The sequence below is a fragment of the Proteus sp. MB838 genome (genome assembly GCF_054767435.1).
This window is the reverse complement of sequence record NZ_BAABMO010000004.1, coordinates 119,377-138,891: the sequence shown is the minus strand read 5'-3', so window position 1 is coordinate 138,891 and position 19,515 is coordinate 119,377. Positions and strand designations below refer to the sequence as shown.

General features: G+C 39.8%; 12 protein-coding genes and 2 pseudogenes. 1 reads left to right on the top strand and 13 read right to left on the bottom strand.

Annotated features, from left to right (window positions below; genetic code table 11):
• Positions 1–114: 114 nt before the first annotated feature.
• From mukB to cmoM, 4 genes and pseudogenes are all read right to left on the bottom strand, one after another.
• The gene (gene mukB / locus ACYUCW_RS03130; RefSeq protein WP_460408197.1) at positions 115–4,572 is read right to left on the bottom strand and encodes a chromosome partition protein MukB; all 4,458 of its coding nucleotides are present in this window, start codon (positions 4,570–4,572) and stop codon (positions 115–117) included.
• A complete protein-coding gene (gene mukE, locus ACYUCW_RS03125; protein WP_004247634.1) occupies positions 4,569–5,300 on the bottom strand; it encodes a chromosome partition protein MukE in 732 nt (243 codons plus the stop codon). Before mukE ends, mukB begins: the two co-directional genes overlap by 4 nt.
• Positions 5,281–6,603 carry a chromosome partition protein MukF gene (gene mukF / locus ACYUCW_RS03120; RefSeq protein WP_004244597.1) on the bottom strand — a complete coding sequence of 441 codons (1,323 nt, stop codon included), beginning with the start codon at positions 6,601–6,603 and terminating at the stop codon, positions 5,281–5,283. The genes mukE and mukF overlap by 20 nt, the downstream gene beginning before the upstream one ends.
• A 9-nt stretch (positions 6,604–6,612) precedes the next feature.
• A pseudogene (gene cmoM, locus ACYUCW_RS03115) lies at positions 6,613–7,385 on the bottom strand (tRNA uridine 5-oxyacetic acid(34) methyltransferase CmoM).
• A 379-nt stretch (positions 7,386–7,764) separates the two neighbouring features.
• Here cmoM and elyC point away from each other — a divergent pair.
• Entirely contained in the window at positions 7,765–8,595 is an 831-nt protein-coding gene (elyC, locus tag ACYUCW_RS03110; RefSeq protein WP_004247632.1) for an envelope biogenesis factor ElyC, read from the top strand.
• 122 nt (positions 8,596–8,717) lie between these two features.
• Here the strand turns inward: elyC and kdsB are convergent, their stop codons facing one another.
• The 9 genes and pseudogenes from kdsB to cmk all read right to left on the bottom strand — a co-directional run bounded on the left by kdsB (position 8,718) and on the right by cmk (position 19,240).
• Positions 8,718–9,479: a 3-deoxy-manno-octulosonate cytidylyltransferase gene (gene kdsB, locus ACYUCW_RS03105; protein ID WP_004244594.1), complete on the bottom strand. Its 762-nt coding sequence runs from the start codon at positions 9,477–9,479 to the stop codon at positions 8,718–8,720.
• A 4-nt stretch (positions 9,480–9,483) separates the two neighbouring features.
• Positions 9,484–9,663, bottom strand: coding sequence for a Trm112 family protein (locus tag ACYUCW_RS03100; RefSeq protein WP_004244593.1), 180 nt, complete (start codon positions 9,661–9,663; stop codon positions 9,484–9,486).
• 414 nt (positions 9,664–10,077) lie between these two features.
• Positions 10,078–10,293, bottom strand: coding sequence for a cold-shock protein (locus ACYUCW_RS03095; RefSeq protein ID WP_004247631.1), 216 nt, complete (start codon positions 10,291–10,293; stop codon positions 10,078–10,080).
• Positions 10,294–10,788: 495 nt separating this feature from the next.
• Positions 10,789–11,790, bottom strand: a complete 1,002-nt coding sequence (lpxK, locus tag ACYUCW_RS03090) for a tetraacyldisaccharide 4'-kinase (protein WP_046335154.1) — start codon at positions 11,788–11,790, stop codon at positions 10,789–10,791.
• Entirely contained in the window at positions 11,787–13,532 is a 1,746-nt protein-coding gene (msbA, locus tag ACYUCW_RS03085) for a lipid A ABC transporter ATP-binding protein/permease MsbA (protein WP_460408196.1), read from the bottom strand. The genes lpxK and msbA overlap by 4 nt, the downstream gene beginning before the upstream one ends.
• Positions 13,533–13,568: 36 nt before the next feature.
• Positions 13,569–15,851 (bottom strand): annotated as a pseudogene (locus tag ACYUCW_RS03080) (DNA internalization-related competence protein ComEC/Rec2).
• A gap of 504 nt (positions 15,852–16,355) precedes the next feature.
• A complete protein-coding gene (ihfB, locus tag ACYUCW_RS03075) occupies positions 16,356–16,643 on the bottom strand; it encodes an integration host factor subunit beta (RefSeq protein ID WP_004244587.1) in 288 nt (95 codons plus the stop codon).
• Between the two features lie 64 nt (positions 16,644–16,707).
• Positions 16,708–18,381, bottom strand: a complete 1,674-nt coding sequence (gene rpsA, locus ACYUCW_RS03070; protein ID WP_004244586.1) for a 30S ribosomal protein S1 — start codon at positions 18,379–18,381, stop codon at positions 16,708–16,710.
• Positions 18,382–18,562: 181 nt separating this feature from the next.
• Complete coding sequence (gene cmk / locus ACYUCW_RS03065) at positions 18,563–19,240, bottom strand: (d)CMP kinase (RefSeq protein WP_004244585.1); 678 nt, start codon at positions 19,238–19,240, stop codon at positions 18,563–18,565.
• Positions 19,241–19,515 lie beyond the last annotated feature (275 nt).

The following is a 19,515-nucleotide window of genomic DNA, read 5'->3' as shown; positions in this document are numbered from 1 at the left end:
TAACGGTGATAAAAATACTAAATGCCATTAACACTCATGAATAACCAAAATATAAAATAATAAAAACAATAAGTTATATTATAAGGTTATTCACTTACTCATCATGATCCTTCATCAACTATCTGCAACATTTTCGGATAAAATGTTATCTTTTTCACTTTGTTGCCCAAAGCCTTTTAATCCGACCACATGAACATGCTCGCTTCCATTAAAGACTTTACGCACTAATTTATAAGTTGTGCCTTTTTCTGGGCTAATATTTTCTGGTGCAGCAATGATAAGTTGCATATCAAGTCGTTCACACAGTTCAAATAGGGTTGCGATAGATTTCGCATCTAAACGAGCGGCTTCATCAAGGAAGAGCAAACGACAAGGCGAAATATCTTTCCCTCTTAAGCGTCGTGATTCTTCTTCCCAACTTTGAACCACCATCACTAAGATAGACATACCTGTACCAATGGCTTCACCCGTTGATAGCGCACCACTTTCTGCTTTTAACCAACCTTCTGGCCCACGATTAACTTCAACTTCCATCTCAAGATAGTTACGGTAATCAAGTAGCTCTTCACCCACCGTTTGTGGCATACGCTGACCAAAATCAGCCTGTGGATTTAAGCGTTGATACAGTTTTGCCATCGCTTCAGAGAAGGTTAGGTTTTGGTTTTTAAACAGATCTTGATATTGGCTATCTTCTTCTTCCGATAATACATCCAGTAAGATTTGATGGCTTTCACGAATATTAACGTTTAACCGTACACCACGAACCTGACCAAAGGAAACCGCTTGTAAGCCCTGATTTAGCATGCGAATACGATTTTGTTCACGTTGGATAGTTTTACGAATAATATTTGCCACACTGCGAGAGCTGATCGCCAGTTTTTGTTCACGACTGGTTAGCTCTTCGGTTAAGCGTGCTAATTCAATTTCCATCTGTTCGATAGCATCAACCGGATCATCGGTTTTGATAATATCTTGTCGAATACGTTCTCTTAAATGCTGGTAAACCGCAATAAAGAATTGGACTTTGCGATCAGGGTATTTTGCATCTTCAGAGCGACGTAATGCATCCCGTAAATATTCATTATCCGCCACAGCCTGACGTAACGCACCTAGCGCCTTATCCGACATTGAACGTAACTCATCCGCTGAAAGATAGGCAAAGTCACGACGATGTAAACGGCGCTCCATACCATTTTCTTTCACTAAGCGCATAACAGCACACCAACTGGCTTTAGCGCTGACGACGTGTTCACGCATTTGGCCATAATCACGTTCTAATTTGCGAATTTTCTTCGCCATATTTTCACGTTCAGCTTCACTAAGCGCAATATCACGCTCAAGTTGGCTAATACGCGTACGGTTAGCACTCACCGCAGCATAACGTTGATCACGTAACTCTTTGGCTCGCGCTTCTGCACCCGCATCAATTTGCAAGCCAGTCTCTTTCATCTCTTGCTCAAGCCCTCTTAATAGTTCTGATTTGGTATCAAAAGAACTTTTTAGTGAGGCTAGTACTTGATTAAACTGATCACATTGTGCCTGCTGTTGACGATATAACTCTCTCGCTGTCGCTCGCTCTGTTTCAGCCATTTCTAAACGACGACGTAATTTTTCATTAAGATCGTTATTTTCACTGACAATTTCAACCGAATCGCTATAACTAAAATGTGGACGACGCTGAACCACTTCCACCAGCAAAAATGCTTGTTGTTGATAACGTTGCTGCTCTTCTTTTGCGTATTGATAATCTTGTGTTAATTGATCATGCTCTTGTGGGTCGCTTTGTAAAATCGAGGCTATAGGCTCTAACGCAGTTAATGCTTTCTCATGACGCTGTAAATAACGCATCGACTCTTCTGCGTTATAAAGCTCTTCACGTAGCTCTTCAACACGATCAATTAATGTTTCGTCCAATAATAAATTGACTTGAGGAATGAGTTTATTTAATAAATTGAGCGACTCTTTGGCTTGCGCATAATGCTGACGTTGTTGCTGAGTGCCCTCTTCATATTGTGATAACTCGCGCTCTAATTCATTACGACGTTGATTTAATTGGCGAATATCTTCTTCAGGATCGGCATCAAATGCCACTGAAATATGTTGCCCAACAAATTGGCTAAATGCATGGTGTGCACGTTGAATTTTCTGCACATCAAAGGCCTGTGTGGCATACAGCTCTGACAGCTCATCTCGTTGACGGGATAATATTTCTAGCTGGTTTTCTCGTGCTGCACGGCCAAATAATGGAATTTCTGGATAACGTGAATAGCGCCACTGCCTATCAGAACTTTTAATAAGTACCGCTTTTTCCATCTCTTGGGCATTAAATACGCTATCATCAAAGGATTGCGGATCACCTTCAATAAAATAGAGATCTTCCGGGCAATCTTCTAAAGAAGCTAACTGCTCTTCGATCGCACCGAGATCTTGTACCACAATCGCATGGCGCGCAGGTCCATATAATGCTGAGAAATAAGGTGCATCATCTAAGGTGATATCATCGTAAATCTCCGATAATAAAACCCCGTTAAAGCGTTCTGCTAAAGTAATTAATCGGCCATCTTCAGCCCCACTAGGCTGACTTAATCGTTCAATTTGAGCTTCAATTTGCTGTTTGCGAGCAGCGGTTTCATCACGCAAAACCGTGGCTTCACGCTCTTTCTCAAGTAACTGTTGCATATATTCAGTAACTTGATTGCTTGTTTCAAAAGATTGATGCGTTTGTTCACACAGTTGCGTTAAAGCATCTTGTGCAGCAAACCAAACTGGCGCTTGTTTTCTTAATTTTTCAATTTGTTGCTTTAGTTGATCAAGCTCTTGGCGCATTTGCATACGCTGTTCGCCTGAATCACTAACATAATCGCTCAGCTCTTCAATCTTTGCTTCTAGCTCTTCTTGTAGAGTAAATAGATCATCAGGCTCAACATTTTTGCCATACTGTTTATTAAACTCTGCAAGCTGACGTTCAGCATTATTTCTTTGCTGTAAACGTTGCTCTAATTCAGCTAATTGCATCCGAATAGGGTGAACACGATCGGCTTGATGGCGATGTGATGACCATTCACGTAATGCGCTTTTAGCCGCACTCCACGCATTTTGACGCTCAACTTCCCCAACAATCGAGGTGATCAATTTATAGGCTTGATCAAATTGCGTTTTGGCCGCATCAGAAACACCGAGTTTCTGCTCCATAGAAAGTAATGAATGCGTGATGGATTGAATTTTTGCTTGAATACGTTCAGCCCATAGCTCTGCATTGGTTTCATCTAACTCATCAATGCCACATTGTGCTTTCGCACGCTCTAATGCTTGTACCGCCTGACGATATTGAATAGCTCGGGTTTGTTGAACATCTAACGCTTGTTGATAATCTGCCAATTGACTTTTCAGTTCATCAACTTCTTCTTCCGCAGATCCAACTCGCGCTTCCAACTCTTCTTTTTTTGATGTTGCTTCTTCAACAACTTCACTTTGCTCTTCTAAACGGAATGTGATTTCTTCAACATCCGCAACATAGCGATCGATTTTTTCTTGTTGGCGTACCGCATTTTGTACGAGATTAAGTCTATCACTGGCGGCTTGATAATCTGTTTCCAAATCAGCCGATAACGCTTGTTGCTCTTCTAACTCTTTGCCCATTTCAATAAAGCGATAAGCTTCATTGTTAATCGCTTTACGCTGATCCCACAACTCTTTACGTAAAGATAGAGCCTGATCAAGGTGTACTCGTCTTTCATTAGCATGACGCATATAGTCCGCTGCAACATAAGAGGTCGCTTCGGTAACTAAATGTTTAAACAGATCACGATCGGATTGAGTGACCCGAATAGCTTCTAAGGTCATGCGGTTTTCACGTAATGCCCCTTCCATATCTTGGAAGGCTTTTCTTACTCCGCTATTTTCAGGTAATAAATAGTCGCGTAAAGAGCGAGTGATGGCACTTGAAATACCACCATATAATGAAGCTTCAATAAGACGATAGAATTTTGCCCGATCGCTTGCTGAGCGTAAACGTTTCGGAATAACCCCTAAATCAAAGAGTACAGAGTGGAAATCAGTAATCGAGTTAAATTGTCTAAAAACAACGCCTTCTATCGCTTCTACTTTTTCTTTTAATTCATTAAGTGGTAGAACACGTGCTTGGCGTCCATCGACAGCTTGCGTCAAAATTTCTGTTGGATTTTCAGCAATAGGTAGCCCTTGGATCATAAAAGGTTTGATATCAACCTTTTTATCTCGTCCGGCAACTTGTTGTAAGCGTACACCAACGACAGCTCGTAAATGGCGGGAATTAATCACATCTAAAACAGCGTAACAAACTCCCGGGCGTAATTTCCCATATAATCCTTTATCACGAGAGCCACTGGTTGAACCGGCTTCAGTGGTATTTCTAAAATGAAGTAAAGTCAGATCGGGGATCATCGCGGTAATAAAAGCCGCCATGGTGGTGGATTTACCCGCTCCGTTACCACCGGATAAAGTCGTGACTAATTCATCTAAATCAAAAGTACGAGCAAAAAACCCATTCCAGTTGATCAATGTTAATGAGCGAAATTTTCCTCGTTCAATCATTTATTTTCTTCCTCTGCATCATCATCTTCACTGGACTCTAATTGCTCATCTTCCTGTTCATCGTCATCACTTGGCTCGCTATCTTGCTCTAGTGGCATAGCTTCACCATCGCGGATCATACGCATTTGCGCTTCAAGAGGAGAGTCACCACTACGCACATCAGCACCAAAGCGGAACACCGATTCAGTAATTGAAAAACGTTGCGTATCATTGGGTAAAAACGAAATCATCCCTAAACGACGTAGTCGGTTAAGTGACGTTCTCATTTTCTCTTGCAGTTTTTGTAGGTCTAAATCCGATCCTGTTGAGCGTTGATTAACTAAGCGTAACAATTTGCTTTCATCGGCCAGTGTGCGTAATTCATCAAATAATTCTTGTACAGTGAAGATCCCCTGATTAGCTAATCGCTCAGGGCTAAGGTAGAGATAACAAAGAATTTTGCCGACCAACATATCCATTTCAGAAAGCACTGAACGAGGAATAAGCGTCGTTGAACGGGGGCGTAAGTAAAAAAAGCCTTCAGGTGCCCGAATTAATTCGACATTATAACGCGCATAAAAATCTGTTAACTCATCTTGAAAGTCCATCAAAAAAGCATGGTTATCTAGTGAGTCTATACCAATATGTCGACCTGCACGTAGCTGACTATCCAGTTCAGGGAAAAGTGAATTCGCTAATGCCTGTGCTAATTTAGCTGGTATAAATTGTTCAGTATGTATCGATGACATGCGCTTGTACCTTAGCTCCATATTCGTTAATTTCTGCCCATTTTGCTGGCAATCCTGCAAGTTCAGCTTGCGCGACACCTAATCGTACCGCTTGATCAATGACAATCCGTGCCACATCAAAATGCTTCTGTTGTGGATAACGATTAAGATACTCAACTAATACTGAACTGAGATCTAACGCTCGTTGTTCTAATTTATAAGCAGCCAGCTCTTGTTCAACCCATTGAGCAATTTGTTCATTTACTTCACTGAACATCTGATATTCCAGCTCTTCAGGCAATTCCCCGGTCACTTCTTCATCTCGCAACACAAGCTCTTCATCACGCATATCAAATAGCCTATCCGCATTAGCATAAGTTAATGCCCATGGGCTGTCGAAATAGTTTTGTACGGATTGGCGTAGGCGACGTGAAAAAATACGGTTTTTATCCATATCTATCGCCGTGCGAATAAATTTATGCACATGCCTATCGTAACCTATCCATAAATCGATAGATTGCTGTCCCCAACTAATAATACGGTCAAGTTTACTTTGTAACTCAAAGACTAAAGTATCTATTTGGTCGACATGGCCTGAACTCATATTCGCTTCTTGAATACGTAATAGATTTGCTTGTAATTTGTCCCCTGCCGCTTCCAGTGTGTCTTGTAACTCTCTTAATGTCCCAGAGGTTTCAGATAGTAATTGTTCACAGTTTGAAATGGCAGCTTGCCAATCTTGGTTTAATAGTGCAGCAATATCTTCTTTAACGATATTTTGCTGTTCATCCATAATGCGTTGAGATAAATCGATGCTATCGAATATCTCAGCCACCGAATATTTTAACGGTGCAAAAACATTACGATGCCAATGGTATGCATCACCACCTTCTTCTGCGGCACTTGCCGCTGAATCTAACTCACTTGCCACAATTGACAGCTGCATTGACAAGCGTAGTGATGAAAACTCACGTTGACGAATGTAGTAATCACTGATGCCAATACCTAATGGCGTTAAACGATATATCGCATTACCTTCTACCAGTTCACTGGTAAAACGGTTAAAAAGCCGCTGCTTGACCATATCATTAATGGCATTATTAGCACGAACTTGTATTGATTCTGCGGGTTGATCAAAGCCTTTACACACCTCTCGAAAGGCATCAATCAACTCCCCTTCACTCATCTCGCCATCAAGACGTTCGCTGTTTAATACAGCAACTGCCATCAAAAAAGCTAATCTTTCCGGTGGCAGTGAAATAGAGAAATCATTTTTTCTCGCCCAAGACACTAACTCAGGAACGGTCTGGGTAAAATCACTCATAGTACATCCTTAATTTACACACTTTTGTGCCATGACATGAATGTAACGCCCCAGACTGATATAGGGCTCTTGCCGACAATAGCGTTGCTCTAAGGCAAGCAACGCTGGAAAATCTTTATTTTGCAACTGACGACTTTGCAAATAGTCATGAAAAACACGCACTCCCGTTTTTCCTAAAATCGTCATTGAAAATGACGCTAACCATTGATAAACATCCTCAGGTTGTAGCGGATTTTGTGGGGATAATGAGCGTTTTCTTCTGCGTGGTATTTCCGGATTTGCCAAATGGAAATTTCCCAAAATAGCATTTCTCATGACAATACCATTCGCATTGTAAAACATTAACGATAGGATACCATTAGGAAGTAGCATATCGGTAAGGACATTTATGGCGTTTTTCTGATCTGTGATCCACTCTAATACGGCATGGAATAGAATTAAGTCAACACCATCATCTAGATGCTGGTTTATCTCTTGTGCTGCACAACAAATAAACGTCATTTGATTGACAACACCTTCATCAATAGCCGCTTTTTGTGCGCGGTTAAGCATCTCTTGTGATAGATCACATAAAATTATCTGGTGCCCTAATTTTGCCAGTTGTCTGGAAAAATAACCTTCACCACCCCCGCATCTAAAATACGCAACGGACGATCAGGGAGTTGAGTTAATAATTGTTGTAAATCATCCCAAATCACCGCTTGGCGGATTTTTCCTTTTGTTGTGCCATAGATATTGCGAGAGAATTTATCAGCAATATCGTCAAAATTACGGTCTGACATTAAAACGCCTCATGATAACAACTTGTTACTTGCGCTCTTTGCATTCTGATAAATTCAAAAATATGAGACACTGTACTGAAGGTAAACAAAGACAACAATTTTACCAGTGTTCGATGATACTGGCTGTTTTCAATCACAAAATAAGCCATGAATCAGATTATTCGCAAAGCGCAGTATAAATATAACGCTTATTAATGAAAAAATTAACGCTCAAACGTTTATCGTTTTACAATTTCTAAATTAGTGAGTATTTCTGTTCGTTAGCATTTAGTAAAAACTATACTTATACGCTATTTTGACACAATGCTTTATCAATCCCCTAGTTTTCACTAGATTTTTACTCTCAGTTGCTGACATTTCACTCAGCTTAGGAAGATTTATGCTGTTTTTGCTCAAAAAATATCTTGGTAGCCTAATCATGCCACTACCGCTGTTATTAATAATTGCTTTTTTTGCGCTTATTTTACTGTGGTTTACTCGTTGGCAAAAAACAGGAAAAAGCGTACTCACTATCGTGATTGTGTTACTTACGCTGTTAGGCATGCAACCTGTCGCAGATACTCTATTGATGCCGAGTGAAAAAGCGTATCAAGCACGTTATGAATTACGCGAAAACTCACCACAAGATGTTAACTACATTGTCGTTTTAGGGGGCGGTTTTACTTATAACCCTGAATGGGCACCTAGTGCTAACCTGCTAAATAATAGCTTATTTCGTGTTGCTGAAGGCGTAAGGCTTTATTATCGTTATCCTAATGCCAGCTTAATTTTTACCGGTGGTGCCGGCGTCAATAAAATAAGTAGCGCCGAAGTGGCTGCACAAGTTGCACAATCATTAGGTGTTCCAGCAGAAAAAACGATCGCCCTTTCTCAACCTAAAGATACCGAAGAAGAAGCGTATGAAGTGGATAAACTTATCGGTAAACAACCTTTTTTATTGGTGACCTCAGCAAACCATTTAGCGCGAGCAGAACGTTTCTTTTTAGCTAGAGGTATGCACCCTATTGTTGCACCTGCTAATCAGCTAGCCATTACTACCCCTCTGCATCCTTGGGAAAAATATACCCCTTCCGCGTATTATTTTCAGCATAGTGAGCGAGCATGGTATGAATTTATCGGCTCGATTTGGCAAACCATAAAACCTAGCGAACCATCTAGTGTAGAGGAGGTTGTTGAGAATAAAAATGAAGCTGACAATGGCATAAAATAGTGCATAAAGAATGAGATCATTAGGTAAAAAGTAATCAATCCTCTTTTTTATCGATGGAAGAAAACAACAACGGCACTGAATACCAGTGCCGTTAAACATTAATTTGCAATATATTGCAAATATTAGAACTCTTGGTTTAGTGCCCGAAAAGCGGCTCTCGCGGCAATTAAGTCATCTTGAGTATCAACCCCGACACCCGGTACTTCAAGCGCTTTTGCTACATGGATTTTCTCGCCATACCACAATACACGCAGCTGCTCTAACATTTCGATAGACTCCAATGGGCTTGGCTCCCAAGTAATATAACGACGAATAAAGCCTGCACGATAAGCGTAAATACCGATATGACGTAAGTAATGCTCGCCTATTTCATCATGAGAGAGATTAAAACGATCTCTTTCCCAAGGAATAGTGGCTCGAGAAAAGTACAGTGCAAAACCTTTCGCATCCATAACCACTTTTACAGCGTTAGGATTAAAGGCTTCTTTTGAGTCGACGATAGGCACAGCAAGAGTTGCCATACCTGCACCACAATTAGCTAAATTTTCTGCCACTTGCGTAATAATTGCGGGTGGAATAAGTGGTTCATCGCCTTGTACATTAACGATTATCTCATCATCTGCGAATTGATATTTTTCGATAACCTCAGCTAAACGCTCTGTACCTGAGTGGTGGTCTTCACGGGTCATACACGCTTCTCCACCCGCTTGTTCAACAGCACGAACCACATCTAAGTTATCAGTTGCAACAATGACACGTTTAGCACCTGAACGCTTTGCTTGTTCCATAACACGAACAATCATCGGTTTGCCATGAATATCAGCAAGTGGCTTACCGGGTAACCGAGTCGACGCATATCGACCTGGGATAATGACCGTAAACATTAGGTTATTTTTCCTCTTCTAATGACAACTCTCTGGCTTCATTCTCTAGTAGAACCGGAATATTGTCACGAACAGGATAAGCGAGATGATCAATTTTGCAGATAAGCTCTGAATTTTCTTTATCAAAGATAAGTTTGCCATGGCAAACTGGGCAAGCAATAATTTCGAGTAAGCGGTGATCCATTTTGTCCCTCACAAGGGTTAATCATGTTATAGGATAAAAGGATATCATAAGGAAGGATCAGCGTTAATACTCTACACCGCGGGTTTGGTAATTATTCGCTAAATATTTTCTCTATTAATAAATTTACTATTTTCTTTTTCACTATAAGCAACAAAAAAGCCACAATAATGTGGCCTTTTATCGTTTTGTCTGCAACATCATTAATAAAGAATTACATTCCGCTTTTATTGATAATAATTTAACCTTTTTATTATCTTTATTGCATTCTAATTAACGTGGCAACCATTTTATATTACCTTGAGCAATCAGTGATAACGTCTTATTTTATCCTTTTTGCATCAACGTAATGATAGATTTTAATTAAATCAATAGGTTAAAACATGGTCTTGCCCATTTATTATAGGTGTCGACTATTTAGAACCCGATAACATCAGCGGCTTCTAGACCTGCTGCTGTTTTGATAACAGAAAACTCAACGTCTTGGCCTTCGGTTAGTGCTTTATTTTTTGTATTGGCAATCGCTTTTTTATTGACGTAAATATCTTGTTCAAGATCTTTTGCAACAATAAGACCATATCCTTTATTATTGTCAAACCATTTTACGCGACCCATTCTTAATTGTAATGTCATGATAGATAAACTCCTTTTGTTCTTTGTATAGTTTTTATCTTCTATACACATGCATTCTACTTTTTATTAAGTCTTCTTATATAAAACCCCATTAAATTCTGAACACATTAATTTAAGTAGTGCATTTTATTATTCAATATAAATGTTCAAAATCGTGATAGCTAAATTAGATAACTATTTATTGAACAGACACTAAACTACAAAATATTCATGACAAATATATGACATATTCTATATTGTAGCCTGTACCTATCAATAAACTTGCTTGATATAAATGATAAAGTAATTTCTATTCGAAAGCATTTTAACTATCAAGCACGAATAATATCCACAGCATAACAATATTAACTCTACAATAAAGATCTAAAAACTCTCCACACAAGGCTTTTGAGTAGATAGGGTATTAGCGAGTTAAATTGAACTACGACAAAAGCGGTATGCGATTAGTGGGTAGGTAATCTTTATGTAACGCTATCCTGATTTCCATTATAAATATCATTGTTTCAGATCATATACAAGTTTTTTTCGCGTTGTCACTAATTGGCTGACTTGATTTAGCACAGATAGATCTTCCAATACCGCACTGACAGGCAAATACCACCAGTTGTTTTGCGCAAAATGCTGGCATTTAACTGCATCTTTTTCTGTCATAATCAGAGGCTCTTGGTGAGGCGTCAGTATTTGTAACTCTTGTAGGGTATATTCACTATGATCATTAAAGGCTTTAGTCGCAATTAACTTAACCCCTTTATCTTGCAAGGAATTAAAGAAACGAGGAGGATGACCAATCCCTGCCATAGCAACTGCATTACCCAACTCAGTAATAGCTTTTTTCTCACCTGTCTTTAGATTTACCGCGATTTCTCCCTCTAAACTCATCGCTATTTCATTCGCTTGACAATCACCACCATTGACAATAACCGCATCAACAGAATCAAGACGATGAGCGCGCTCTCTCATCGGCCCTGCGGGCAACCACCAGCCATTACCAAAACGCCGTTGTCCATCAATAACAACGATTTCATAATCTCGCTGTAGGGCATAATGCTGTAATCCATCATCAGTAATAATAATATCAAGATCATATTGCGCTAATAGCGCTTTGACTGCATCACTGCGAGAAGGAGCAACGGCAACAGGTACTCCAGTGCGATGATAAATTAAAACCGGTTCATCTCCTGCGACGGCCGGCTGTGTTTCTGGCGACAATAATAAAGGATATTGGTCTGATTTCCCGCCATAACCACGAGAAACAACCGCAGGTTTAAAGCCTTGTGCTTTTAATTGCTCAACAAGCCAAATCACCACTGGTGTTTTACCATTACCTCCCGCCGTTAAGTTACCTACCACAACAACAGGTACGGGGGATTTCCATGAGGATAACCAGCCTTGTTTATAGGCAAAACGCCTAAAAAGGCTGATCGCCCCATAGAGCCATGAAAAAGGCAATAAAAGAAGGTAACACCACGATTTACCAGACCAAATCCGCTCAATCATTTGCCAAATTGCATCCTGTGTAGCTGAGCATAAACGCCTTTTCGCTCAATTAAATCAAGATGAGCACCACGTTCAACAATTTCCCCATCTTCAATCACTAAAATTTCATCTGCTTTTTCAATGGTTGATAGACGGTGAGCAATCACTAATGATGTTCTATTTTTTTGCAGTTCATCAAGTGCAGCTTGAATTGCCCGCTCTGATTCAGTATCTAATGCTGAAGTTGCCTCATCTAAGATAAGAATAGGCGCATCACGCAATAGTGCCCTTGCGATGGCAATACGTTGACGCTGACCACCTGATAACAACACGCCATTTTCACCAATTTCAGTATCGAGACCATTATCTAATTTTTGGATAAAGTCCATAGCATGGGCCATTTTAGCCGCTTTCTCGATATCCTCACGGGTATATTGGTCTTCACAAGCATAAACAATATTGTTTGCTACCGTTTCATTAAACAGATGCACATTTTGTGAAACTAACGCAACCTGATTACGTAGTGATCTTAATGTGTAATCACGAATATCGTGACCATTGATCAAAATCTCCCCTTCATTAACGTCATAAAAACGAGTGAGGAGGTTTGCAATGGTAGATTTACCTGAGCCTGAACGCCCTACTAGTGCCACTGTTTTCCCTTCAGGAATAGTGAAGGACAGATTTTTCAAAGCAGGTGTATCTTTGGTGATATATTGGAAAGTGACATTACGGAACTCAATATCACCTGTTGGTTTTTTCAGCTCAAGGGTGCCGGTATCTTTCTCTTGTTCCATATCAAGGATAGCAAATAATGTTTGGCAAGCAGCCATGCCTCGTTGGAATTGAGCATTAACGTTAGTTAATGATTTTAATGGGCGCATTAAAGCGACCATTGAAGAGAAGACCACCGTAATTGTCCCTGCAGTCAGGGTATCCATAATCTCAGGAAAACTGGCTGCATATAAAACAAAGGCTAAAGCAAAAGAAGCAATAAGCTGGATAATGGGATCTGATATAGAAGATGCCACCACCATACGCATACCTTGGCGACGAATATGGTTACTGACATGATTAAAGCGCTTATTCTCAACTTCTTGACCATTAAAAATTAAGACTTCTTTATGACCTTTAAGCATTTGTTCAGCACTTGTTGTCACCTGCCCCATACTATTTTGGATACGCTTACTGATGGTTCTAAAGCGTGTTGATACCATTCTGATCACCACCGCCACAATAGGTGCGATCACAATCAAGATAAGTGATAACTGCCAGCTATAGTAGAACATCAGGCCAAATAAGCCGATGATATAAGCCCCTTCACGGACAACAGTGATCAAAGCCCCTGATGAAGATGAAGCGACCTGTTCTGAATCATAGGTAATACGTGATAATAACGTACCTGTAGATTGCTGATCAAAAAAGCTCACCGGCATTCCCATAATATGAGAAAACAGCCGACGGCGCATATTCATCACGACTTTTCCTGATACCCAAGAAAGGCAGTAACTAGAAATAAAGTTAGATATACCACGCAGAACTATCAGGCCAATAACGGCTAAAGGCATCCATTTTAATACATCATTACTTGCTTTACCGAAACCTTCATCAAGTAGAGGTTTCAATAAAGAGATCATAAATGCATCAACACCCGCATTTATGATTAATGCGCCTGCTGCAGCAAACAACCCCGCTTTAAAGATCCGAATCATCGGCCATAAGCGTCGGAATGTTTGCCACGTTGATAGGTCTATACCATTCATATATATTACCAAACTTTTAATAAATAGCGGGCTATTCTACTCGGGAAACGTCAAAACACCAAACCACTGATGATACCAACGAGGTAAAATATCTCGTCTATAGGTGTATACATCAATCTTTCCGTGTTTAAACTCGATAGAAATTTGCCCATTTATCGATGTTGTTAGCCAATCAATGGCCTCTTTTTTATAACGGTTATGTACTTTATCAGAAGGTAAACGCCAAGGGCTATAACGTGCAGCAGAAACTAGTGCATATTTTGGTGATATTGCTTGAATAAACGCCAATGTGGATGATGTTTGGCTACCATGATGAGGAACTTGTAAAATATCCGCTTTTAAATAGGCTTTTTTCCTTCTCAGTAATTGTGCTTCCCCCTCTTTTTCCAGATCGCCTGTTAATAAAATAACACTGTTACCATCCGTTAATGAAATCACACAAGAATCATTATTTTTAGGTGAACGAGATAATGTCAGCGGCCAGAGCGCGTTGAAAGTAAGGTCTTTCCATTGCCATACTCCCCCTTGTAAGCACGGTAAATGTTGGGGATTGTCAAAGCTACTACGGATAGTTAACTTGGGATAAGCACGTAATAAGTCGTCAATACCACCGGTATGATCAAGGTGATCATGGCTAATTATCATGGCAACAGGCTGTGATCGATGATGCGTTAGATAGGGAATAATGACATTTTTAGCAATAGTGCCACCACTTTTCCAGCGTATCCCTGTGTCATAGATAACCGCTTCTCCCTCTTTTTCAATAATAATAGCTAAACCATGTCCAACATCTAACATGGTTATTCGCCAATCATAACGTTTAGAGAAAGACAGTTCACAATATAAAAAAGTAGCAATAGTGATCAAAATAATCACATGATGACGCCACCAGCTCATTTTAATAACTAAAAGAGTTATAATACCGCTTAATGCAAATAACCAAGGGACAGCGCCACAGGGTTGTCAATACGCAAGAAAATAAGGCGCACAGAAAAATGCCCAATTGATAGACTGATCAACCCATGACCAAATAATAGGTTGTAGAACAGGTAAAAAGGCAGTAAATAGCCCACACATAATAAGTGGTACGGTAATAAACGAAATAATAGGCACAGCCCATAAATTAACAAGCAAGCTAAAAAGATTACCACCACCAAATAAGTAGTATTGAAAGGGTAATAAGATGATCAATAGTCCTAGTTGCAAATGAATGAGTCTAATAACAAACCAACGTTTTTGCTGGCTAAATCTTTTATTTAATGGATAGAGCCAATACCAAACAATGATGGCAAATACCGCAGAAAAGGATAACCAAAAACTAGCGGATAATATGGCGAGCGGATCAAGCAATAAAATCACTGCTGCACTCCAAATCGCCCACTGCCAAGGTAAAAAAAGCCCACTACGCCAATGGAGTAAAACCCAAATAGTTAGGCCTATTATCGCTCTTGTTGCGGGGATCCCCCATCCTGATAAAGCCGCATAAAAAACACCACAACCTAAACTAATAACCAAAGGAAATTGTGGGTTAATCCATTGCGTTGGGAAAAGATATTGTACTCCTCTCGCTATCAGCCAACCAAACAGAGCAGCAAGGCCAATATGCAGCCCTGAAATCACAATAAGGTGCGAAATACCTGTTTTCATATAAAGTATTTTATTTTTGGCAGAAATACCTCGTTTATCACCTAACACTAATGCTGTGATTTCACCACTATTTTTTGTGGCTTGCCAATAAGATGAAAGATAGTGAATAAATTGAGTATAAATAGGAAGGTGAGAATTCGTTAATGTGGCTGATAATATTTTTCCTGACAATGTTTCTCTTACTGAAACTGCATATTTTTGGCTATCAAATCCTCCCTCATTTAAATAACTATGTACTGCACGAAAGTGAATTTTAAACAGCCATGTTTGCCCGACTACGACATTTTTAGGTGGATGACGCCAATATATATTGGCATAGAGTTTAGCAGAAAAGAGATGCTGTTTAGGAATAGCAACTTTAATCATTATATTGCTATCCGGCAAGCGACGATATTCTAGAATTGCGCTTTCTATTGTGGCAATGGTGTCAGCAAGTTGAGAGGTTTTGACCATTAAAGAGGAGGCAGTACTGTTTGCATAGCACCAAAAAAAGAGTAATAGCAACAAAAAACGTAAGTATGAAAAAGGAATTAAATATAACAATATCCCTACGATAATCAGTGTATAGCTCAGAGATAAACTCAGTGTTTCACGTTGAATAAGTAAAGGTAAGCAACTTAATATAATGATAACGGCAAGATAATCTATATTAAGAGGTTTTAGCCCTAGCATTGCAATATATTTAGCATATAGATAATGCCATTTTATTAACGCTATTTTATTTCTATAAATATATTTTATCTTGGCTAATAAAATCATATTTTACATCCATATAATTAATTTTTCCTTGTAATATCATGCTGTTAAATTGTTATCTAAGATAGTTAAAATCGTATTTTTTTCGAACTCTCTTTTAATAAAAACTTTCGTTTTAAGCGCATACACTATTTTTTGCGAAGTTGTTCTAAAAAGTGATGGAATAACGGCAAATATCAAAATTAACTCAAGCCAAATAGATAAAGATCACGTAAGGTAAGCCCAATGTCTTACAACAATCGCTAATAAAGAGAATATAGAGAAGTGATAAAGAATATAGAGAATAGAGAATAGAGAATAGAGAATAGAGAATAGAGAATAGAACGTAACTTAATACCAACCGATAACCAATAAAAAACGGCACCGAAGCACCGTTTTTGAAAAAGTTTACTAACTTTATGCCTATTTGATAGGAAACTATTATTCCGTATAAATATTTACACGGTCACGTAACTCTTTACCTGGCTTAAAGTGTGGAACGTATTTACCTTCCAGCTCTACCTTATCACCAGTTTTCGGGTTACGACCCGTACGCGGCGCACGGTAGTGTAGAGAAAAACTGCCGAATCCGCGGACTTCGATACGCTCACCATCAGCCAAAGTATCAGCCATATGATCAAGCATTTCTTTTACAGCTTCTTCAACCGTCTTAGCCGAAAGATGAGATTGTAGGCCTGCAAGTCTCTCGATTAACTCAGACTTGGTCATATTACCTCCCTAGACTACCGATAAATAGGCAACGACTCTCGCTGCCTTCCGTTAATAACTTAAATTATTCGCCTTTAGCTGCTTTGAAAGCTTCAGCCATAGCGTTGTTTGAAAAACCAGCTTCTTCTTTGTTGTTTACAGAAGCGATAGCGTCTTTCTCATCTGCTTCGTCTTTAGCACGAACAGACAGGTTGATAACGCGGTTTTTACGGTCAACACCAGTGTATTTAGCTTCTACAGCATCGCCAACATTCAGAACCAGAGTTGCATCTTCAACGCGGTCACGTGAAGCTTCTGAAGCACGTAGGTAACCTTCAACGCCGTCAGCTAATTCTACAGTTGCGCCTTTAGCATCAACAGCAGTTACTTTACCAGAAACAATAGCACCTTTTTTGTGAGCAGACAGGTAATTATTGAATGGATCTTCTGATAATTGTTTAACGCCCAGAGAGATACGCTCACGCTCAGCGTCAACTTGCAGTACTACTGCAGCGATTTCGTCGCCTTTTTTGTACTCACGAACAGCTTCTTCACCTGCAACATTCCAAGAAATGTCAGATAAGTGAACCAGACCGTCAATACCACCGTCTAAGCCGATGAAGATACCGAAGTCAGTGATAGACTTGATTTTACCTTCAACACGGTCGTTTTTGTTGTGAGTTTCTGCGAATTGCTGCCATGGATTTGCTTTACACTGTTTCAGACCCAGTGAAATACGACGACGTTCTTCATCGATGTCAAGAACCATAACTTCAACAACATCACCAACGTTAACAACTTTAGATGGGTGAATGTTTTTGTTAGTCCAATCCATTTCAGAAACGTGTACCAGACCTTCAACGCCTTCTTCGATTTCTACGAAGCAACCATAGTCAGTCAGGTTAGTTACACGACCAGTCAGTTTAGTACCTTCTGGATAACGTTTAGCGATAGCTACCCATGGATCTTCGCCCAGTTGTTTCAGACCTAATGATACGCGAGTACGCTCACGGTCGAATTTCAGGACTTTAACAGTGATTTCGTCGCCAACATTGACAATTTCGCTTGGGTGTTTAACACGTTTCCAAGCCATATCAGTGATGTGCAGTAAGCCGTCAACACCGCCCAGATCAACGAATGCACCGTAGTCAGTAAGGTTCTTAACGATACCTTTAACTTCCATGCCTTCTTGCAGGTTTTCTAACAGTTGATCACGTTCTGCGCTGTTCTCAGATTCGATAACCGCACGACGAGACACAACAACGTTGTTACGTTTTTGGTCTAATTTGATGACTTTGAACTCAAGCTCTTTGTTTTCCAGATGAGTTGTATCGCGAACTGGGCGAACGTCTACCAGTGAACCCGGTAAGAACGCACGAATGCCGTTCAGTTCAACAGTGAAACCACCTTTAACTTTACCGTTGATGATACCAACAACAGTTTCGTTTTCTTCGTAAGCTTTTTCCAGCATCAGCCACGCTTCGTGACGTTTAGCTTTCTCACGAGACAGAACGGTTTCACCGAAGCCATCTTCAACCGCGTCCAGAGCAACGTCAATTTCGTCACCCACTTGGATTTCTAATTCGCCTTGCGCGTTTTTGAATTGTTCTACAGGAATCGCAGATTCTGATTTCAGACCTGCATCAACCAGAACAACGTCTTTATCGATAGCAACAACAACGCCACGAACGATTGCACCTGGACGAGTTTCGATTGTTTTTAGGGATTCTTCAAAGAGTTGAGCAAAAGATTCTGTCATGTTAATGATCTTCAAGTAAATTTAATTAACGTCCATTTAGCATCCGGCCGAATGGGGTTGTTTCACATACCTCGTTACATCCTTTGTGACAAGGTCATCGGGCATTATTGTGTATTCATTAACACGTCAACCCGATTTTAATAATTACCTAGTATAAACGAAATAAAAACGAATTACGCTGTTAATTGCAGATTTTTTTCGCATAAGCTAACGATTTTTCAATAACTTCATCAATAGATAAGCTTGTTGAATCGAGAATTAATGCATCTTTTGCCGCAACCAAAGGCGCTACTGCGCGATTTCTATCACGATAATCACGCTCTTTTATCTCGGATAAAAGGCGTTCAAAGTTAACATTAAAGCCTTTCTCCTGCAACTGTAACATGCGACGACGTGCACGCTCTTGCGCACTGGCATCAAGAAATATTTTTACTTGCGCATCAGGAAAAACGATTGTGCCCATATCTCGGCCATCAGCAATTAATCCCGGTGCAGTACGAAATGCACGCTGACGGCGTAATAATGCTTCTCTTACGCGAGGAAACGTTGCTGCTTGTGACGCTGTGTTGCCAACGGTTTCAGTACGAATTTCGGTTGAAACATCTTCACCTTCCAGAATAACACTTAATCCATTTTCATTAGGAATAAAGCGCACATCCAAATTCGCCGCTAAAGGCACTAATGCATCTTCTGATGTAATGTCCACATGATGATGTAATGCTGCTAATGCTAATACACGGTAAATAGCACCGGAATCAAGTAAATGCCAACCAAAGGCTTTTGCTAATGCTTGACACAATGTTCCTTTACCTGCTCCGCTAGGCCCATCAACAGTAATTACAGGGACGATAACCGCCATGAGTTTCTCCTTTTCATGGGTACTGTTTTTCTATATTTACTGCCGTGAACCTATGGCGTTCTACAACATAAGCTCTAAACAGAGAAAAACAGTATTAATATATTGCGCGTCATTATACGCATACTCTCTAGAGGAGGAAACAAGCAGTTAAAAACAAGCTGTGCTTTTTAAAGATAATTTTTTATTAATCTACTTATTTATAGAATAAAAACACGCTTAAATTAAGAAAATCGATAGTATCGTACTAGAGAAAAGCCAATACTATCGATTTAATT

Bases quoted from the DNA above. Each gene is read 5' to 3' on its own strand.
- mukB (WP_460408197.1), bottom strand. From the start codon at position 4,572: ATGATTGAACGAGGAAAATTTCGCTCATTAACATTGATCAACTGGAAT.
- mukE (WP_004247634.1), bottom strand. From the start codon at position 5,300: ATGTCATCGATACATACTGAACAATTTATACCAGCTAAATTAGCACAG.
- mukF (WP_004244597.1), bottom strand. From the start codon at position 6,603: ATGAGTGATTTTACCCAGACCGTTCCTGAGTTAGTGTCTTGGGCGAGA.
- elyC (WP_004247632.1), top strand. From the start codon at position 7,765: ATGCTGTTTTTGCTCAAAAAATATCTTGGTAGCCTAATCATGCCACTA.
- kdsB (WP_004244594.1), bottom strand. From the start codon at position 9,479: ATGTTTACGGTCATTATCCCAGGTCGATATGCGTCGACTCGGTTACCC.
- ACYUCW_RS03100 (WP_004244593.1), bottom strand. From the start codon at position 9,663: ATGGATCACCGCTTACTCGAAATTATTGCTTGCCCAGTTTGCCATGGC.
- ACYUCW_RS03095 (WP_004247631.1), bottom strand. From the start codon at position 10,293: ATGACATTACAATTAAGAATGGGTCGCGTAAAATGGTTTGACAATAAT.
- lpxK (WP_046335154.1), bottom strand. From the start codon at position 11,790: ATGATTGAGCGGATTTGGTCTGGTAAATCGTGGTGTTACCTTCTTTTA.
- msbA (WP_460408196.1), bottom strand. From the start codon at position 13,532: ATGAATGGTATAGACCTATCAACGTGGCAAACATTCCGACGCTTATGG.
- ihfB (WP_004244587.1), bottom strand. From the start codon at position 16,643: ATGACCAAGTCTGAGTTAATCGAGAGACTTGCAGGCCTACAATCTCAT.
- rpsA (WP_004244586.1), bottom strand. From the start codon at position 18,381: ATGACAGAATCTTTTGCTCAACTCTTTGAAGAATCCCTAAAAACAATC.
- cmk (WP_004244585.1), bottom strand. From the start codon at position 19,240: ATGGCGGTTATCGTCCCTGTAATTACTGTTGATGGGCCTAGCGGAGCA.